Genomic DNA, 18,049 nt, shown 5'->3' with positions numbered 1-18,049 from the left:
GCACATTTCTCTATTCAGTGGTGAAAGTCTTATGACGTCTCCTTTCGTTCATCTGCGTTTGCACAGCGAATATTCCCTGGTCGATGGCCTGGTAAAGCTTAAATCGCTGGTCAGCACGACGGCCGAGCGCGGCATGCCCGCGCTGGCGCTGACGGATGAGGCCAACCTGTTCGGTCTGGTGAAATTCTATAAAGCCGCTCAGGGAGCGGGACTCAAGCCGATCATCGGCAGCGATCTGTGGCTTGCCAACCCCCACGATGAGGCCCACCCCTACCGCATCACGCTCTTGGCGATGAACGAGACGGGCTATCGCAACCTCACCGAGCTGATCTCGAAAGGGTGGAGCGACGGCCAGCGCCAGGGCCGTGCGATTCTTGATAAAAAATGGGTACTCGAGCAAAGCGAAGGGCTGATCGCCCTTTCCGGGGCCCGTGAAGGTGACATCGGCCGCCACCTTTTAAGCGAGCACGAACGCGAAGCGAAAGTGCTTTTGGAGCAGTGGCAGGCGGCGTTTCCCGATCGTTTCTATCTGGAGCTGGTGCGTACCGGACGCCCGCTGGAAGAGGCCTGCGTTCATGCAAGCGTCAAGCTCGCCGTGGAAACAGGCACCCCGGTGGTGGCCACCAACGATGTGCGTTTTCTGGAGCGCGACGACTTCTGGGCCCACGAAACGCGGGTCGCCATCGGCGAAGGCAAGGCGCTGGACGACCCACGCCGCGAGCGGCGCTACACCGAAGAGCAGTATCTCAAGAGCCCCGAGGAAATGGACGAGCTTTTTGCCGATATCCCCGAGGCGCTGGAAAACAGTGTGATGATCGCCCGGCGCTGCAGCGTCGATGTGCGCCTGGGCGAAATCTTCCTGCCGGAGTTCGAGATTCCCGAAGGGATGACCCAGGACGAGTTCTTCCGCAAGGTCTCCCACGACGGGCTTACCGACCGGCTCGATTTTCTGTTCCCCGCCGAGCGCTACCCCAGAGAAAGCGACGAGTACAAGGCGATCGACCAGCGCTATCGCGAGCGCCTCGAGTTCGAGCTCAACGTCATCATCCAGATGGGCTTTCCCGGCTACTTTCTGATCGTGATGGACTTCATTCAGTGGGCCAAGGACAACGACGTGCCGGTGGGCCCGGGTCGTGGCTCCGGCGCCGGCTCCTTGGTGGCCTACGCCCAGAAGATCACCGATCTCGACCCGATTGGTTATGATCTGCTGTTCGAGCGCTTTCTGAACCCGGAGCGGGTCTCCATGCCCGACTTCGACGTCGACTTCTGCATGGAAAAACGTGACCGGGTCATCGACTACGTGGCGGATCGTTACGGGCGCAACGCGGTGTCCCAGATCGTCACCTTCGGCACCATGGCCGCCAAGGCCGTGGTGCGCGACGTGGCCCGTGCCCAGGGGCGGCCTTACTCACTCGGCGACAAGCTCTCCAAACTGATTCCCTTTGAAGTGGGCATGACGCTTGGCAAGGCCATCGAGCAGGAGCCGGCGCTCAAGGAGTTCATCGAATCCGATGAGGAGGCCGAAGAGATCTGGGAGATGGCGCTCAAGCTCGAGGGCACCACGCGCGGCACCGGCAAGCACGCCGGCGGCGTGGTCATCGCCCCCACCAAGCTGACCGACTTCTCGCCGCTTCTGTGCGATGAAGACGGTAACGGGCTGGTGGTCCAGTTCGACAAGAACGACATCGAGGAGGCGGGCCTGGTCAAGTTCGACTTTCTGGGCCTGCGTACGCTTACGATCATCGACTGGGCGCTGGAGATGGTCGACAAGGTGCGCGACGCCGCAGGCCAAGGGCCGCTCAACATCGACGCCATTCCGCTCGACGATGGCAAGACCTTCGAGATGTTGAAGCGCGCCGAGACCACGGCGGTGTTCCAGCTCGAATCCCGCGGCATGAAGGAGCTGATCAAGCGCCTCTTGCCGGATTCGCTGGATGACATGATCGCCCTGGTGGCGCTTTTCCGCCCCGGCCCTTTGCAGTCGGGCATGGTGGATGACTTCATCAACCGGAAACACGGCCGCGCCGAAGTATCTTATCCACACCCGGATTACCAGCACGAGCTGTTGAAACCGGTGCTGTCGCCCACTTACGGCATCATTCTGTACCAGGAACAGGTCATGCAGATTGCTCAGGTGATGGCGGGTTACAGCCTGGGCCAGGCGGACATGCTGCGCCGGGCGATGGGCAAGAAAAAGCCCGAAGAAATGGCCAAGCAGCGCGCGGGCTTCATGGAGGGGTGTGCGGCCAACGGCATCGACAAGGATCTGGCGGGCAACATCTTCGATCTGGTGGAGAAGTTCGCCGGCTACGGCTTCAACAAGTCGCACTCGGCGGCCTACGCGCTGGTCTCCTACCAGACCGCCTGGCTGAAAGCCCACTACCCCGGCCCCTTCATGGCGGCGGTACTCTCCACCGAGATGGACAACCTCGACAAGGTGGTGCCCCTGATCGAGGAGTGTCGCAACCTGAAGCTCACCGTGACACCGCCGGATGTCAACGTGGGCGGCTACAAGTTTACCGTGGATCTCGAGGCCCGGGTGGTGTATGGCCTCGGCGCGATTCGCGGGGTCGGTGAAGGCCCCATTGGCGCCATTGTCAGCGCCCGCGAGGAGGGCGGCCCGTTCAAGGATCTGTTCGATTTCTGTCGGCGTATCGACCCCAAGCGGATGAACAAGCGCACCCTGGAGGCGCTGATTCGCTCCGGGGCGCTGGATAATCTCGGCCCCAATCGGGCGGTGCTTTTCGCGGCCATGGAAGATGCCCTGAAGGCGGCGGCGCAAAACCACGCCAACCAGAATCTGGGCATGCTGGACATGTTCGGCGACGCTTTCACCGTCGAGGAAGATACGCCCGGCGATGTCTACGCCGAGTACCGCCATGCCCGGGAGTGGTCGGACCGGGAGCGCCTTTCCGGCGAAAAGGATACTCTCGGACTTTATCTCACCGGCCACCCCATCGACGAGTATGAGCGCGAGCTCAAGCGGTTTGTCTCGACCCGGATCAGCGATCTCAAGCCCTCCTGGGAACCCCAGCGGGTGGCGGGGCTGGTGGTGGCCATGCGCACCATGAAGTCCAAGCGTGGCGATACCATGGCGTTTATCACCCTCGATGATCGCACCGGGCGCATCGAAGCCTCGATCTTCGGCGAGCTCTTCGAACAGCTCAGAGGTCAGAACATTGCCGACCAGGTATTGATCGTCGAAGGCGATGTCTCGAGCGACGACTTTTCCGGCGGGCTCAAGCTTCGGGGCAAGGATGTCACGCCCATGGTGGCCGCGCGCCTGCGCTACGGCCAGGGGGTCGAGATCGCACTCGATGCGGGCCGAATCAACGGTCGTCTGGTGGACAGTCTGCGTGACTGCCTCGGCCCCTATCGTGATGAAGCAGGGCTTCCGGTGCACCTTCACTACCGCCACGCGGATGCCACCGGCTGGCTTGCGCTGGATAAGACCTGGAGCGTGACGCCAAGCGATGATCTCTTGCAGACGCTGCGAGACGTGGAAGGGCAGGTGGGTATTCAGCTTCGCTACAAGTAGCGTTTGTTGGATGCGCCTTGCGCAAGAAGGCCAGGGTGCGATAATGCACGTTTAATGACGTGTCCAATCAGGCTTCTTTTTTACAGGCAGCTTACAGGCAGAGCCGATGAATCCTAACTATCTCGATTTTGAACAGCCCATAGCAGAGCTTCAGGCGAAAATTGAGGAGCTGCGCTTGGTAAGCTCCGACAACCAGGTCAATCTGTCCGATGAAATCACCCGGCTTGAAGAGAAGAGCCGCAAGTTGACCGAATCGATCTTCAAGGATCTGACGCCCTGGCAGGTCTCGCAGATTTCGCGCCACCCCCAGCGCCCCTACGCGCTGGACTACTTCACTTCGATCTTCACCGATTTCGACGAGCTGCACGGTGATCGCAACTTCGCCGACGACGCGGCCCTGGTGGGCGGTGTGGCGCGCCTTGACGATGCTCCGGTGATGGTGATCGGCCATCAGAAAGGCCGTGACGTCAAGGAGAAGGTGCGCCGCAACTTCGGCATGCCGCGTCCGGAAGGCTACCGCAAGGCGTGTCGGCTGATGGAAATGGCCGAGCGCTTCAAGATGCCGGTGCTCACCTTCATCGATACTCCCGGCGCTTATCCCGGCATCGACGCTGAAGAGCGCGGCCAATCCGAGGCGATCGCCTATAACCTGGCGGTAATGTCGCGCCTGAAAACCCCGATCATCTCCACCGTGGTGGGCGAGGGCGGCTCCGGCGGGGCGCTGGCCATCGGCGTGTGCGACGAACTGCACATGCTGCAGTACTCCACCTATTCGGTGATCTCGCCGGAAGGCTGCGCTTCCATTCTGTGGAAAAGCGCCGACAAGGCATCTGAAGCCGCCCAGGCCATGGGCATCACCGCCGAGCGCCTGAAGGAGCTTGGCTTTGTCGATGAGCTGATCAAGGAGCCGCTGGGCGGCGCCCACCGCCACCCGGCGACGACCGGCGAGCGGGTCAAGCAGGCGCTGGTCGAGAGCCTGGAGCGGCTAAAGCGCATGGATACCGACGCGCTTCTGGAGCGGCGTTACGAGCGCTTGATGAGCTATGGCGCGCCCAGCGCCTGAACTTGAACGGCTCTTGAGCGACGCCCTGGCGCATACTCCGCCGGGGCGTTGTGTTTGGGTGGCGCTTTCCGGCGGGCTCGACTCCACGCTGTTACTCACCCTGGCCGCGAAGGTCTGCCGCCAGGCGGGCAGGCCGCTTATGGCTTTGCATGTCAACCATGGCCTGCAGCAAGGGGCGGGGGCGTTCGAAGCGCACTGCCGATGGCTTTGCCAACGTCTTGACGTGCCCTTGCACGTGGCAGCCGTGCAGGTACAGACCAGAGACGAAGGCGTGGAGGCCGGCGCGCGCAAGGCGCGTTACCAGGCGTTCAAGGCCCATATCCCTCAGGCTGATAGCGTGTGGCTGGCCCAGCACCAGAACGATCAAGCCGAAACGTTCTTGCTGGGCGCCCTGCGCGGTAGCGGCGTGCGGGGGTTGGCCGCGATGCCCTACCGGCGCCAGTGGCAGGGGTTGACGCTCCTGCGTCCCTGGCTGAGCGTCAAGCGTACGGCATTGGAACACGCTGCCCAGGCGCTTGATCTGCACTGGTGCGATGACCCCTCCAATCAAGACACCGCCTTTGATCGCAACCGTCTACGCCAGGTCATCATGCCTGCGCTGCACGGCCGTTGGCCACAAGCCGCAGGATCGCTTGCCCAGAGCGCGGCTCTGGCCGGTGAGGCCGATACGCTGCTTGCCGAGTACGCCGCAGACGACCTGAAGGCGCTTGCACGGGGGCCGGGATGCGTGGACGCTTCTGCGCTCAAGGCGTATTCGCCCGCCCGCCAGCGTCTGCTGGTGCGCACCCTATGTCAGTCGCTGGCGCTGCCCACTTTGCCCAGGGCCCGGCTGGAAAGCCTGTTGAATCAGTTGAACGCCGCCCCGGACGCCCAGGTTCAACTCATCTGGCCCGGTGGCGAGGCCCGGGTATGGCAAGACCGGCTTTACGTGATGGCGCCTCTAAAGCCCCTGCCCGCCTGGCAAAGCGCGTGGAACGGGGAGGCTGGCGTGGCCACTCCGCTGGGAGCGCTGAGCGTGGCGCTCAACCCGAAAAGGGCGGTAACGCTACGCTTTCGCCAGGGGGGGGAGATGATCGAGCTTGCCGGGCGGGGCCGGCGCGATCTCAAGCGTCTGCTTCAAGAGGCGGGTGTGCCGCCCTGGCAGCGCAGTCGGGTGATCGTGGTGATGCAGGGCGAGCACTGTCTGGGGGCGTTGAGCGGCCCCGGTACGGTGCTCTTCGAAGCCCGCGGAGCGGCATTCAGTCCAGCGTGAGCGCCTGAAAGCCTGTAACGTCGCAACGTCTTTTCCTATACCAGCTTCAACGCAAAGCCGGCCGCCTGCATATAGGCCTGCTCCTGCTCCAGGTCGGTGCTTAACAGTGTCGGTTCGTCGCTGGTGGGTAGTGTGATCGTCAGCGTCTGCTCGCTGGCGCCAAGCGTCGGCACGGCCGGCGCCTCTTCCGGGCGGGAGTGGTTGATCAGCACCGCCAGGCGCAGCAGGCGGGAAAGCTTGGCGCTTGAGTCACGCAGGGCGGCGGGCAGGGCCTGCCACTCCTTGAGCGGAAACTTGCGCCGGTGAGCACGCACCAGATGAGCCAGAAGCTGCTGCTCTGGACGGGAGAAACCGGCAAGGTCGGAGTGTTCGAGCAGATAGCCGCCGTGGCGATGAAACTGGCTATGGGAAATCGCCAGGCCGATTTCGTGTACCAGGCAAGCCCTTTGTAGACAGTGACCCTGCTCGCGGGTCAACCGCCAGGGACGTTTGACCTGATCAAACAGCCGTTTGGCAGTGAGCGCCACGTTATCGGCCTGACGCGTATCCACCTCGTAAACCCTCTGCAGGGTGGTCAGAGTCTTGGCGCGGGTGTCCTCGGCGCTATTGCGCCCGACCATGTCATACAGCACGCCTTCACGCAGCGCACCGTCGGCAAAGCGCATCTCCTTGAGGTCGAAGGCTTCGAAGATGGCGCTCAAGATCGCGATGCCGGCGGGAAAGACCCGGGCACGGTCTGCCTTCAGGCCTTCGAGTGCCACCTTGTCGAGTGACTTGCACCTGATCAGCCGCTCGCGAAGCTTTTTAAGTCCGGCGCGGGTGATCAGTCCCTCCTCGGGAGTATCCCCGTAGGCGTAGAGCACGCTGGCGGCGGCCTTGATGGTGCCGCTCGAGCCTACCGGATCCTCCCAGCCCAGGCGCAGGTAGGGGCGCTGGATGTTGGCAAGCTCGGAAAGCGCGGCGAGCTCGGCCCGGCGCATGCGCTTGTCCGTCAGTTCGCCATCGGGAAAGTGGCGGCTCGAGTAGGTCACGCACCCCATGCGCAAACTCTCAAGCGCCTTGGGCTCGAACGCCTCCCCGATGATGAGTTCTGTCGAGCCGCCGCCAATGTCCACGATCAGTCGTCGGCCGGTTTCCGCCAGGGCGTGGGCGGCGCCCAGATAGATCAGGCGCGCCTCTTCACGGCCGGCGATGATCTCGATCGGGTAGCCCAGCTGGGCTTCGGCCTGCTCGATGAAATCCTGGCTGTTGGTGGCGTCGCGCAGGGCGTTGGTGCCCACCACGCGCAGGTTGGTCGCTTCTATATCGGTCAGAAAGGGCGCAAAGCGGGCAAGACAATCAAGCGCGCGCTGGATGGCGGGCTCGCTGAGGTAGCCGCTGTCATCGAGACCCGCGGCCAGCTGAACCTTTTCGCCCTGGCGTGCCACCACTTGAAGACGCTCGTTATAATAGTTGGCCACTAGAAGATGAAAGCTGTTCGAACCCAGGTCGATGGCGGCCAGTCGTATCGGCTCGGCGCTGTCCATGACAGGGGTCGGGTCGGTGTCGGGGGGTGAAACATCCTTTAGCATGAGCGATCCTTCCAGTGGGCTAAGGCAAGGTTGCGTGGCTGGTGAGCCGTTGTCAATTGCCAAGGGCTTGCGTTTATCGCGGGGCTTGACTACCATCGGGCTACTGGCCTGATCCAAACTGGTTTGTTGGTTATCTCGAACAAGCACATTGAATCGAAAACGTCATTTCGAAAACTTCAGTTTGGAAACGCTGACTGGCCGGATTTCCAAGTCGTCAGAACCCGTTGATGCTCTCATTCCTGAGCGGATCAAGCTAAACAGTTTTCAAGCACCTTCAAGTTGAGCATAACCTGCGCCTGCGGCGTGAATAGAGTTAGCCATCGCTCAACCTATCAAGCGGGATCTGAACGCACCACTCGGCGGAATGTCCACGCCTCCTATCTTATTCCCGGCGCTCGCGCCCAGCTTCCATGAGCAAGTTTCTAACACACCGATGAATCTCACTGAACTCAAGCAAAAATCCGTTCCCGAGCTGCTCGATATCGCCCGCGAAATGGGCATCGACAACCTGGCTCGCTCGCGCAAGCAGGACATCATCTTCGCTATCCTCAAAAAGCACGCTAAAAGCGGTGAGGATATCTACGGTGACGGTGTGCTGGAAATTCTTCAGGATGGCTTTGGCTTTCTGCGCAGCGCCGACAGCTCTTATCTAGCCGGGCCGGACGACATCTATGTGTCGCCGTCACAGATTCGTCGTTTCAATCTGCGCAAGGGCGACTCGATCTCCGGTAAAATCCGCCCACCCAAGGAGGGCGAGCGCTACTTTGCGTTATTGAAAGTCAGCCAGATCAACTTTGACCGCCCGGAAAACGCCAAGCACAAGATTCTCTTCGAGAACCTGACGCCGCTGTTCCCGGATGATCGTCTGCGCATGGAGATCGGTAACGGCTCCACGGAAGATCTGACCGCGCGCATCATCGATCTGACCGCGCCGATCGGTAAAGGTCAGCGGGGTCTGCTGGTATCACCGCCCAAGGCGGGCAAGACGCTGATGCTGCAGAACATCGCCACGTCCATTACGCGCAACAATCCCGAATGCCATCTGATCGTCCTGCTGATCGATGAGCGCCCGGAGGAAGTGACCGAAATGTCGCGCACCGTGCGTGGTGAAGTGGTGGCGTCCACCTTCGACGAGCCGCCGGCGCGCCACGTTCAGGTCGCCGAGATGGTCATCGAAAAGGCCAAGCGTCTGGTCGAGCACAAGAAAGATGTCGTCATCCTGCTCGACTCCATCACCCGTCTGGCGCGTGCCTACAACACCGTCGTACCCAGCTCCGGCAAGGTACTCACCGGGGGTGTCGACGCCCACGCGCTCGAAAAGCCCAAGCGCTTCTTCGGGGCGGCCCGTAACATCGAAGAGGGCGGAAGCCTCACGATCATCGCCACGGCCCTGGTCGATACCGGCTCCAAGATGGACGAAGTCATCTTCGAAGAGTTCAAGGGTACCGGTAACATGGAAGCGCATCTGGACCGCAAGCTTGCTGAAAAGCGCGTCTTCCCGGCGATCAACATTCGCCGCAGCGGCACCCGCCGTGAAGACCTCCTGGCCTCGGAAGACGAGATGCAGCGCATGTGGATTCTGCGCAAGCTCTTGAACCCGATGGAAGACACCGCCGCCACGGAGTTCCTGATCGATCGTCTGAAGGACACCAAGACCAATCTTGAGTTTTTCGAGGCGATGAAGCGCCGCTAGGTATCAAGGCGTGGCGAGCGGGTAACACCACGGGGGAAAGCTTTGAAATATAATGACTTGCGCGACTTTATCGCCGCACTCGAAGCGCGCGGTGAGCTGAAGCGGATCCAGGTGGAAGTGGACCCGTATCTGGAAATCACCGAGATCTGTGATCGTACGCTGCGCGCCGGTGGTCCGGCACTGCTCTTCGAGAACGTGAAAGGCCACGACATGCCGCTTCTGGGGAATCTGTTCGGCACGCCCCATCGGGTGGCGCTGGGCATGGGCCAGGAGTCTGTCGAGGCGCTGCGCGAAGTCGGCAAGCTCCTGGCATTTCTGAAAGAGCCGGACCCGCCCAAGGGCTTGAAGGATGCCTGGGACAAGCTGCCCATCTTCAAGCAGGTCATGAGCATGGGGCCGAAGACCGTCAAGCGCGCCCCGGTGCAGGAGGTGGTGTTCGAAGGCGACGGCGTCGACCTCGACCGCCTGCCGATCCAGCACTGCTGGCCCGGCGACGCGGCCCCTCTGGTGACCTGGCCGCTGGTCATCACGAAAGGCCCCCACAAGAAGCGCCAGAACCTGGGCATCTATCGCCAGCAGAAGATCGGCAAGAACCGCTTGATCATGCGCTGGCTTTCCCACCGCGGCGGGGCGCTGGATTTCCAGGAATTCCAGAAAGCCCACCCCGGCGAACCTTTCCCGGTGGCCGTGGCGCTGGGCGCCGACCCGGCGACCATTCTGGGTGCGGTGACGCCGGTACCGGATTCGCTTTCCGAGTACGCCTTTGCCGGGCTCTTGCGCGGCTCACGCACCGAACTTGTCGCCTGTCATCACGCCGATTTAGAGGTGCCCGCCTCGGCGGAAATCATCCTGGAAGGCTTCATCTACCCGGACGACATGGCCGCCGAGGGGCCTTTTGGTGATCACACCGGCTATTACAACGAGGTGGATCACTTCCCGGTCTTCACCGTCACGCGCATGACTCAGCGCAAGGATGCCATCTATCACTCGACCTATACCGGCCGCCCGCCGGATGAGCCGGCGATTCTGGGGGTGGCGCTCAACGAAGTCTTCGTGCCCATTCTCAACAAGCAGTTCCCCGAGATCGTCGACTTCTATCTGCCGCCGGAAGGGTGTTCCTACCGGATGGCCGTGGTGACCATGAAAAAGCAGTACCCCGGCCACGCCAAGCGCGTGATGATGGGGGTCTGGAGCTTTCTGCGCCAGTTCATGTACACCAAGTTCGTGATCGTGCTCGACGACGATGTGGACGCGCGCAACTGGGAAGACGTGATGTGGGCGATCACCACGCGCATGGACCCGGCTCGAGACACCGTGATGGTGGAGAACACTCCGATCGACTATCTCGATTTCGCCTCCCCGGTTTCGGGGCTGGGCTCCAAGATGGGGCTCGATGCCACCAACAAGTGGCCCGGTGAAACCGACCGCGAATGGGGCACGCCCATCGTCATGGATGAGGCGGTAAAGACCCGGGTCGACGAGCGCTGGGAGTCGCTGGGCATCGGCATCGAGCTTCCCGCCTCCCGTCACGGCGGTTGACGCGTTTTCGCGTACGAGTATTCAGGTTTTTCAAAAGAGGCTTTCATGAGCACAAGGGCGCTAACGCCGACGCCTGGGCGTCAAACGATCACTTGCCGGATTACCGACATCAATGACCTGAGCCCTGACGTGCTCGGCGTGACACTTGAAGGCGACCCAGAGGCGATCAATCACCTGCCGGGGCAGTATCTTGAGCTCAAGCTCGATGAGCACACCTGGGTGCCGTTTTCCATTGCCAGCGCCGGGCGCAATGATGGCGTGATCGAGTTGCACATTCAGCACCGCCCGGAGCGGGACAACTCCGCCCGGCTGCGCGAGCTTCTGACGCTTTCCGGCGAGCTCACCATTCGCATGCCGGGCGGGGAGTGCGTGCTGGATGTGCAAAGCGAACGTCCGCTCTTGTTGATCGCGGCCGGTACCGGCTTTGCTCAGATGAAGGCGATCGTGGAAGCGGTGCTCATCGATCAGCCGAGTCGGGCCGTGTTTATCTGGTGGGCGGCGCGCGAACATCGCGATCTGTACGCTGAATACCTGGCAAGCGAGTGGGCCGCGCGTTTCGACAACGTTCATTTCCATGCGGTCACCGAGCTTGCGCTGGACCAGCCGCTCGCGGATAGCCCGCGTATCGCCCACTATCAAGGGCGCATCACCGACGTGCTCGAAAGCGCCTTGCCTGGCCTGACCATCGAAGGCGAACCTGTCGCGGTGGGCGAGTGCGATGTCTATCTTTCCGGCTCGCCGGGCATGGTGTATGCCTGCGTGGATGTGCTGGAAGAGCACGGCGTGAGCCCCGACCGGCTCTTCTCGGACGTGTTTGCCTACGCCCCGCGTCCGGCCAGATAGGTAGCGGCGTAGTTTCGGCGGTCTGTGCCGGGCCGCTTGCCGGGCAGGGGCGTTTCACGGACGAGACGGTTGTTATTTTTCGCACATGCAGGCAGGATAAAGGCATTGGCACTTTCCGGCTTGGCCTGAACAGGTAATCCCATGACGCTTTCACCCCGTGTACCGATGACCTCGCCCATGCCCCTTTTGGCGGCAGGCATGGTCGTGGGCGCGTCGGGTTATGGCTTTTATTGGTTTAGCTCCGGTATGCCGCGGGCTGACGCCTAGTCAAGCCAGCAGGCATACCGCACAGGTTGCCTGCCGAAAGAAAAGCCCCGGCTGGTAACCCAGCCGGGGCTTTTGCGTTTCAGCGGCGTTTGAAAACAAGCACCGTCTGGATTTCACGACACGTTCATCAAGGAGTTTCATCATGACCTATTTCGCCGTTGCTTTTGCTGCCTTGACTCAAGGTTATGGCTATGGCTGGCGATTTAGCGGCGCGCGGTCGGTACAGGCAGCCACCTCCGACCGGGCCGTCATGGGTGGCACTGTGAATAACCGATGTCCTTTGATGAATGAGAGTTAAGCCATGAATGCCTCGATGACCGCAGCACGTGCCGCCGAACCTACCCTGGAGAGCGCCTGCACCGAAGACCGCAAACCCCTGCCGCTTCCCGGTGAGCTTTCAAGACGCATCAACGTCGACGCCGCCCTGGCCGGACAGCTGGACCGCCAGCGCCAGGCGGTGCAGCGTATTCTGGCCGGCGAGGATTCACGCCTGCTGGTCGTGGTCGGCCCCTGTTCGATACACGACCCGGACGCCGCGCTCGAGTACGCCGACCGCCTGGCCGCCTTGAGCGAAGAAGTGAGCGATCAGCTTTTGCCGGTCATGCGGGTCTACGTGGAGAAACCGCGTACTACCGTGGGGTGGAAAGGCCTCGCCTACGACCCGGACCTGGACGGCACCGGCGACATGGCGCGCGGCGTCACCCGCTCGCGCGAGCTGATGCACGCGGTTGCCGCCCGGGGGCTGCCGGTGGCCACCGAGCTCTTGCAGCCCATGCTCGCCCCTTACGTTGAAGACCTTTTAAGCTGGGTGGCGATTGGCGCGCGTACCACCGAATCCCAGCTTCACCGCGAGCTTGCCAGCAGCCTGCGCGTCGCGGTGGGCTTCAAAAACGCCACCAGCGGCGATGTCCAGGTAGCGATCGACGCCATGCAGGCGGCCGCTCATCGTCACCAGCGCTTTGCCCAAGACGATCAGGGCCGTCCGGTCATGCAGCAAAGCGCCGGCAACCCCCACACCCACGTGGTGCTGCGCGGTGGTCACGACGAACCCAACTACCAGGCCCGCCACGTGCAACAAGCCACGCGTCAGCTTCTAGAGGCGGGGCAGAACCCGCGCCTGATGGTGGACTGCAGCCACGCCAATGCGCGCAAGGATCATCGTCGCCAAAGCGAGGTCATGCTGGACGTGCTGGCCCAGCGCCGTACCGGCGAGACGAATCTGGTCGCGCTGATGCTGGAAAGCCACCTCTTTGAAGGCAAGCAGGCGTTAAAGCCCGGCGCGATGCGCTACGGCGTCTCGGTCACCGATGCCTGCGTGGGCTGGGAGACCACCGAGCATCTGCTGAAAACGGCGGCCGAGCGGGTGGCCGGCGAGTAACGCTTGAGCGTTAAAATAGAGCGCTTGTAAGGCCCGGCCACCCCCGTATGATAGGCGCTATTTAATCGGAGATGGCCATGGCCTTTACCCTGCAAGAGCAAGACCCCGATCGTTACCGGCGAAAGGCGCGCATGATCAGCGTGGTGATGGTGGCTCAGTTGGTCATTTTCAGCATGCTGTTTTCGTTGTTGCTGAGCTCGGCGCTGGGTAACACCTTCTGGGCCCACGCGCTGGGTATCGTGCTGGGGCTTCTGGCGACCAGCGCGCTTTTCGCGGGCCTCAAGGAGCGCCCCTGGATGGCGGAGATCCGCTATATCTGGCAGCTCAAGAATCATCTTTCTCAAATCCAGGGGTATTACCCATCGCTCGAGCGCGCGATGGATCAGGACAACCGCGCCGCGCTTGATATTTTAAGCTTCTATCATGCGGGGGTGGATCAGATTGCCGCGCTCAACAATCGCCGCCAGCGCGACCCCGCGCGCCAGGTACAACAAGAGCGCGTGCTGACGCGTAGAGAAGCGCTGGCGCTGCCGGATAGAGTAACGGTCTTCGACCCCCATGATTTGAGCGCGTTTACGCGTGGCTAACCCATAAAAAAGCGTTAAGGGAACCTTCATGCTCGATTCAAGATCGCTCAAGGCACTAGGTGGCGCCTGCCTGGGCGTTTGGCTTGCCGGCTGCGCGGCTTCAAGCCCCCCGCAGGGCGCGCCGTCAAGCAGTGCTGCGCCGTTGATGCCTTCGGCCTTTTTTCCCGGCAGCGCCGAGCACTTCAGGGCCTGGCACTGCCAGCCCGCCAACCAACACCTGGTAAGCGCGAACAACGATCAGACGCTGCGGCTCTGGTCGCTGCACGGTGCCTGGCGTCTGCCCCAGGCGGTGGTGGCCAGCGGCGCGCGCTATCAGGATGGCGAGATCAGCTTCTGGGAGCGCGGTGACAGCGCGTTGGTGGAAACCCCGCGCGGGCAGCTTCAGTGCCAGGCGGCAGGGGCGCGGGCGGCGATGACTCGCGCCGAGCACCCGGGCGTGATGTTCAAGGGCCAGGGGACGGCCCCCGAGTGGCAGGTGGCGCTTGCCCACGACGCGCCGGTGCTTACCCTGCAGGCCGACACCAGTTCGGCCGAGCGCCTGCCCTACGTGATCAGCGTGCTGGATAACCAGGCCGGCCGGGTGGTACTGGAAAGCGGCGATGTCGAGCCCTTCTTCAGGGTGCGTATCGATGCCGGCGCCTGTTTTGATTCGGCCAGTGATGCGCCTTTTCCCGCCCGGGTGACCCTCACCTACCAGGGTGAGCAGTATAGCGGGTGCGGGCAGGGTATCGCGCCGAACTAGCCTAGGGCCGGCATGGGTAGGCCGTATCGGCCGCGCGCCACTCCGGCGTGATGAAGTCGCTTGCACACAGCGCACTTTTATTGCCCGCCGCGCGGCTTACCAGTCTGGCGAGCGCCTCCAGGCTCAAGCCTCTTTCGGTGGGGCGCTGCTCGCTTGTGTCAACCGGGCGCCACTGACCGTCTTCGCGGGTGGCCAGGGTGAAGTTGAACGGATGAAAACCTGGAAATCCCAGGCGCAGGTCGGTGGCGATCAACGTCTCCACTCCCGCAATGGACTCGATCTCATAGCGCAGAAAGGCGCCGCTGAACCAGGTGAGTCGCTGGCCCAGCACGCTTGACAGTGCGACCTCTTCCAGCGGCGCCTGCTGGCGCTGGAAGGTCTCGATAATAGGCGCCTGATCATCGTCAAACACGCTGATCAGGCTTTCATGGTAGCGCTCGTTCTCCACCGCCGTGGCCCGCCACAGCAGAATGTTGAACGGGGTGGGTTGAACGATCAGCGGCGCCTCCTCGAGCCCTCTCTCCTCAAGTGCCGGTGCCAGACGCGTCTCGATGGACCACTTCATACCCGCCGCCATCAGCAGATAAAGGCTTGAAAGGATAAGTCCGAGCGCGCAGTAGTGGACCACTCGGCGGGAAACGCACGCCACAAGCAATCCACCCAGCAGTGCCAGGGTGTAAAGCGGGTCGATGATAAAGATGATTGGCCAGGCCGCGGGAGGCGTGTCCAGCGGCCAGAAAAGCTGGGTGCCGTAGGTGGTCAAGGCATCAAGCAGTGGGTGAGTCACCAAGGCCAGGGTGAAAAAGAGCCACCAGCGGGGAAACGAAACTCGGGCCGGGGTAAAGCGCCAGCTGAACAAGGCCAGAAGGCTACCCAGGCCGGTCAGCACGACAAGCGAATGGCTGAACCCTCGATGTTCGGTCACGTTGGCGATGGCGTCGCCATAATCCAGCGCTACATCCAGATCGGGCAGGGTGCCTAGAAGGGCGCCTATCAAGACGGCCTTGCGGCCAAGACGACGGCCCAGCAAGGCACCGCCCACAGCCCCGCCCAGGGCGGCTTGGGTAATCGAATCCACGGCATTTCCTTAACGGATGTTCAGATCCAGTCAATGTAGCATTATACGGTGGCGTGGTTGCCGGTTAGCCTGATAACGATTTTGTATAAGGTGGGCGCTGCAACAATGCGTACCACTTTACTTCATGGATTGCCGAATCGAGGCTATTCTGTTCCCATTAATGTCCTGTGACACCAACTGTTCTTAAAGCCAAGCGTTCTCAAGAGAGGGAATTTCATGCAGTTTCTACACACCATGGTGCGCATCAAAGATATAGATGCCTCGCTCAACTTCTACTGTGATCTGCTGGGCTTGAAGGAGATGCGCCGCAAGGAGAGCGAAAAAGGCCGCTTTACGCTGATTTTTCTGGCCGCACCCGAAGATGCCGAGCGTTCCGAGCGCCTGAGCGCCCCGGAGCTTGAACTGACCTACAACTGGGACCCGGAAACCTACGACGGCGGGCGCAATTTCGGACACCTCGCCTACCGGGTAGACGATATCTACGCGCTTTGCGATACGCTTCAAAAAGCCGGCGTCACTATCAACCGCCCACCGCGGGATGGTCACATGGCGTTTGTGAAATCCCCCGACGGCATCTCCATCGAGCTTTTGCAAAAAGGCGATGCACTGGCGCCTCAAGAACCTTGGGCTTCAATGGAAAACAGCGGCAGCTGGTAACTAGGGAGAGGCAGGTGAAAAGACGTTTCTTTAGTGCCCTGGCCGTGAGCGCGGCACTTTTGCTGAGCGCATGCGCCAGCGACCCGGGCCCGCAAAGCCGTGCACCGGTATCACAAGGTGGCGGCGAGCTTTCCGGGCCGCTGGTCGGTCCCCGCTGGAATCTTCTGCTGGTCGGCACCGACGAGCGCCTCGCCATGCCCCAGACGGCTTTTTTCCAGATCGGCCGGGATGGACGTATCTCGGGCAACGACGGCTGTAATAACTTCAACGGCAACGTCAGCCTGGGCGAGAGCCAGCGCATCGAAGTGGGCGAGCTGTCCACCACGCGCATGGGCTGCGCCGAGCTTGGCGACGCCAAGCGCGTGACCGGCATGCTTGAAACCGCCTACCGCTACCTGATCGATCATGACCGGGTAGTCTTTTTTGGCCCGGACAGCCGGGTACTTGGCGGCTGGCGCAAGGCCAACTAGGCGATCCGTGAATAAAGCTGAACACAACCCCGCGAAGGCACCCATGCCCAATGTGGACAGGCCTCGACTCGAGGCGGTGTGGGGCATTGCCCAAGGCGCCGCCCGGGTCATCATGGCGGTCTATCAACGATCGATCACTGTAGCGCTCAAGGCTGACCACAGCCCGCTGACCGAGGCCGACACGCGGGCCAACGCGGTGATCGTCGAGGCGCTCGAGCGTTTGACCCCCGAGGTCCCGGTGCTTTCCGAGGAGGGTGTGGAACGCTTTCACGGCCCGGGGCCTGAGTGCACCTATTGGCTGGTCGATCCGCTGGACGGCACCAAGGAATTCATCAAGCGAAACGACGAATTCACGGTAAACATCGCGCTGATCCATCAAGGCGCGCCGGTGCTGGGCGTGGTGGTGGCTCCGGCACTGAATGTAAGCTACCTGGCCGCGCGAGGTGTGGGCGCGTTCAAGGTGCAGGACGAAGGTCTATGGCAGGCCATACGTAGTAAAGCGGTCGGCCCGCAAGACAGTTTTCGCGTGCTGGGGAGCCGCTCCCACCAGGATTCGCGTCTAATGGCCTGGCTCGACGCGCTGGGCCCGCATCGGGTAACGCCACTGGGTAGCTCGTTGAAAGCCTGCCGGGTCGCCGAAGGTGCGGCCGACGTTTATCCCCGTTTCGGGCCGACCAGCCTCTGGGACACCGCCGCCGCCCAGGTCGTGGTGGAAGAGGCCGGCGGATGCGTGGTCGATCAGGCCGGCGAGGCATTGAACTACTCGACGCCCGGACAGGTGCTCAACCCCAGCTTTTTTGTCTGGGGCGACCCGCAAGCGGCGGTTGACAAGCGCTAGCAAGGCCGGCCCACGCGTGATAGACTACGCCATCCTCTCAGACAAGACCCGTGGACGGGCAGTCTCAAAACTGCGCGTTACACTTTTTGGCAGAGCATAAACGCCTGCCAAATCAATTGGTTGTTACGGAAATGTCATGATGGGGCGCGAGCGTTTCGGCAAACGTCCCGTGACAAGCACGCAAGTGACAAACACATAGTCAATTCGTTGCCTCAAGGGCAACCTTATTCTCCAAGGAGATACCAGTGGCGAACAGCAAGCAAGCTCGCAAGCGCGCCCGCCAGGCCGAGACTCGTCGTGTCCTGAAAGCCAGCCAGCGCAGCATGGTCCGCACCTACATCAAGCGTGTGATCAAAGCGATCAACACCGGTGACCATGGCAAGGCGATGGAAGAGTTCAAGGTGATGCAGCCGGTCGTTGACCGCATCGCCGACAAGGACGTTCTTTCCAAGAAGAAAGCCGCACGTCTGAAAAGCCGCTTGAACAAGCGAATTAAAGCGCTGGCAGCGTAAGCCGGCAGCGTCTTGAAAAAA

Annotated in this window: 17 protein-coding genes; 14 read left to right on the top strand and 3 right to left on the bottom strand. The window is 61.8% G+C overall.

The window, feature by feature from the left end; all coding sequences use genetic code 11:
* Nucleotides 1–31 precede the first annotated feature (31 nt).
* The 3 genes from dnaE to tilS all read left to right on the top strand — a co-directional run bounded on the left by dnaE (nt 32) and on the right by tilS (nt 5,853).
* Complete coding sequence (gene dnaE, locus ACWF8S_RS14620) at nt 32–3,538, top strand: DNA polymerase III subunit alpha (protein WP_447554122.1); 3,507 nt, start codon at nt 32–34, stop codon at nt 3,536–3,538.
* 106 nt (nt 3,539–3,644) lie between these two features.
* Nucleotides 3,645–4,601, top strand: a complete 957-nt coding sequence (locus ACWF8S_RS14615) for an acetyl-CoA carboxylase carboxyltransferase subunit alpha (protein WP_447554121.1) — start codon at nt 3,645–3,647, stop codon at nt 4,599–4,601.
* Nucleotides 4,582–5,853 carry a tRNA lysidine(34) synthetase TilS gene (gene tilS, locus ACWF8S_RS14610; protein ID WP_447554120.1) on the top strand — a complete coding sequence of 424 codons (1,272 nt, stop codon included), beginning with the start codon at nt 4,582–4,584 and terminating at the stop codon, nt 5,851–5,853. Before ACWF8S_RS14615 ends, tilS begins: the two co-directional genes overlap by 20 nt.
* 35 nt (nt 5,854–5,888) lie before the next feature.
* Here the strand turns inward: tilS and ppx are convergent, their stop codons facing one another.
* Nucleotides 5,889–7,424 carry an exopolyphosphatase gene (gene ppx / locus ACWF8S_RS14605; RefSeq protein ID WP_447554119.1) on the bottom strand — a complete coding sequence of 512 codons (1,536 nt, stop codon included), beginning with the start codon at nt 7,422–7,424 and terminating at the stop codon, nt 5,889–5,891.
* 433 nt (nt 7,425–7,857) lie between these two features.
* Here ppx and rho point away from each other — a divergent pair, with 433 nt between their 5' ends.
* From rho to ACWF8S_RS14590, 3 genes are read left to right on the top strand one after another with little or no spacing between them, the layout of a single operon-like run.
* Nucleotides 7,858–9,117, top strand: a complete 1,260-nt coding sequence (gene rho / locus ACWF8S_RS14600; RefSeq protein ID WP_447554118.1) for a transcription termination factor Rho — start codon at nt 7,858–7,860, stop codon at nt 9,115–9,117.
* Between the two features lie 42 nt (nt 9,118–9,159).
* A complete protein-coding gene (ubiD, locus tag ACWF8S_RS14595) occupies nt 9,160–10,656 on the top strand; it encodes a 4-hydroxy-3-polyprenylbenzoate decarboxylase (RefSeq protein ID WP_447554117.1) in 1,497 nt (498 codons plus the stop codon).
* Between the two features lie 45 nt (nt 10,657–10,701).
* Nucleotides 10,702–11,499 (top strand): FAD-binding oxidoreductase, encoded by a 798-nt coding sequence (locus ACWF8S_RS14590; protein ID WP_447554116.1) that lies wholly within the window; start codon nt 10,702–10,704, stop codon nt 11,497–11,499.
* On the opposite strand, the gene ACWF8S_RS14585 is transcribed toward ACWF8S_RS14590, so the two are convergent.
* Entirely contained in the window at nt 11,475–11,699 is a 225-nt protein-coding gene (locus ACWF8S_RS14585) for a hypothetical protein (RefSeq protein WP_447554115.1), read from the bottom strand. The two genes, ACWF8S_RS14590 and ACWF8S_RS14585, sit on opposite strands and share 25 nt — an antisense overlap.
* 209 nt (nt 11,700–11,908) lie before the next feature.
* Here ACWF8S_RS14585 and ACWF8S_RS14580 point away from each other — a divergent pair, with 209 nt between their 5' ends.
* The 4 genes from ACWF8S_RS14580 (at nt 11,909) to ACWF8S_RS14565 (ending at nt 14,473) form a co-directional block, all read left to right on the top strand.
* Complete coding sequence (locus tag ACWF8S_RS14580) at nt 11,909–12,064, top strand: hypothetical protein (protein WP_447554114.1); 156 nt, start codon at nt 11,909–11,911, stop codon at nt 12,062–12,064.
* Nucleotides 12,065–12,079: 15 nt separating this feature from the next.
* A complete protein-coding gene (locus tag ACWF8S_RS14575) occupies nt 12,080–13,144 on the top strand; it encodes a 3-deoxy-7-phosphoheptulonate synthase (protein WP_447556605.1) in 1,065 nt (354 codons plus the stop codon).
* A 77-nt stretch (nt 13,145–13,221) separates the two neighbouring features.
* Nucleotides 13,222–13,731, top strand: a complete 510-nt coding sequence (locus ACWF8S_RS14570) for a DUF3087 family protein (protein ID WP_447554113.1) — start codon at nt 13,222–13,224, stop codon at nt 13,729–13,731.
* A 28-nt stretch (nt 13,732–13,759) separates the two neighbouring features.
* Nucleotides 13,760–14,473: an MliC family protein gene (locus ACWF8S_RS14565; protein ID WP_447554111.1), complete on the top strand. Its 714-nt coding sequence runs from the start codon at nt 13,760–13,762 to the stop codon at nt 14,471–14,473.
* Nucleotide 14,474: 1 nt separating this feature from the next.
* Here the strand turns inward: ACWF8S_RS14565 and ACWF8S_RS14560 are convergent, their stop codons facing one another.
* A complete protein-coding gene (locus ACWF8S_RS14560) occupies nt 14,475–15,551 on the bottom strand; it encodes a metal-dependent hydrolase (protein ID WP_447554110.1) in 1,077 nt (358 codons plus the stop codon).
* A gap of 216 nt (nt 15,552–15,767) precedes the next feature.
* On the opposite strand from ACWF8S_RS14560, the gene gloA reads away from it, so the two are divergent.
* The 4 genes from gloA to rpsT all read left to right on the top strand — a co-directional run bounded on the left by gloA (nt 15,768) and on the right by rpsT (nt 18,028).
* Nucleotides 15,768–16,208, top strand: coding sequence for a lactoylglutathione lyase (gene gloA / locus ACWF8S_RS14555; RefSeq protein WP_447554109.1), 441 nt, complete (start codon nt 15,768–15,770; stop codon nt 16,206–16,208).
* 14 nt (nt 16,209–16,222) lie between these two features.
* Entirely contained in the window at nt 16,223–16,678 is a 456-nt protein-coding gene (locus ACWF8S_RS14550; RefSeq protein ID WP_447554107.1) for an META domain-containing protein, read from the top strand.
* A 7-nt stretch (nt 16,679–16,685) separates the two neighbouring features.
* Nucleotides 16,686–17,516, top strand: coding sequence for a 3'(2'),5'-bisphosphate nucleotidase CysQ (cysQ, locus tag ACWF8S_RS14545; RefSeq protein ID WP_447554106.1), 831 nt, complete (start codon nt 16,686–16,688; stop codon nt 17,514–17,516).
* 245 nt (nt 17,517–17,761) lie between these two features.
* Complete coding sequence (gene rpsT, locus ACWF8S_RS14540) at nt 17,762–18,028, top strand: 30S ribosomal protein S20 (protein WP_009097974.1); 267 nt, start codon at nt 17,762–17,764, stop codon at nt 18,026–18,028.
* Nucleotides 18,029–18,049 lie beyond the last annotated feature (21 nt).

It is taken from the genome of Vreelandella xerophytica, assembly GCF_968048975.1.
Note: the sequence above shows the minus strand (reverse complement) of the source record. Positions and strands in the feature narration are given on the sequence as shown.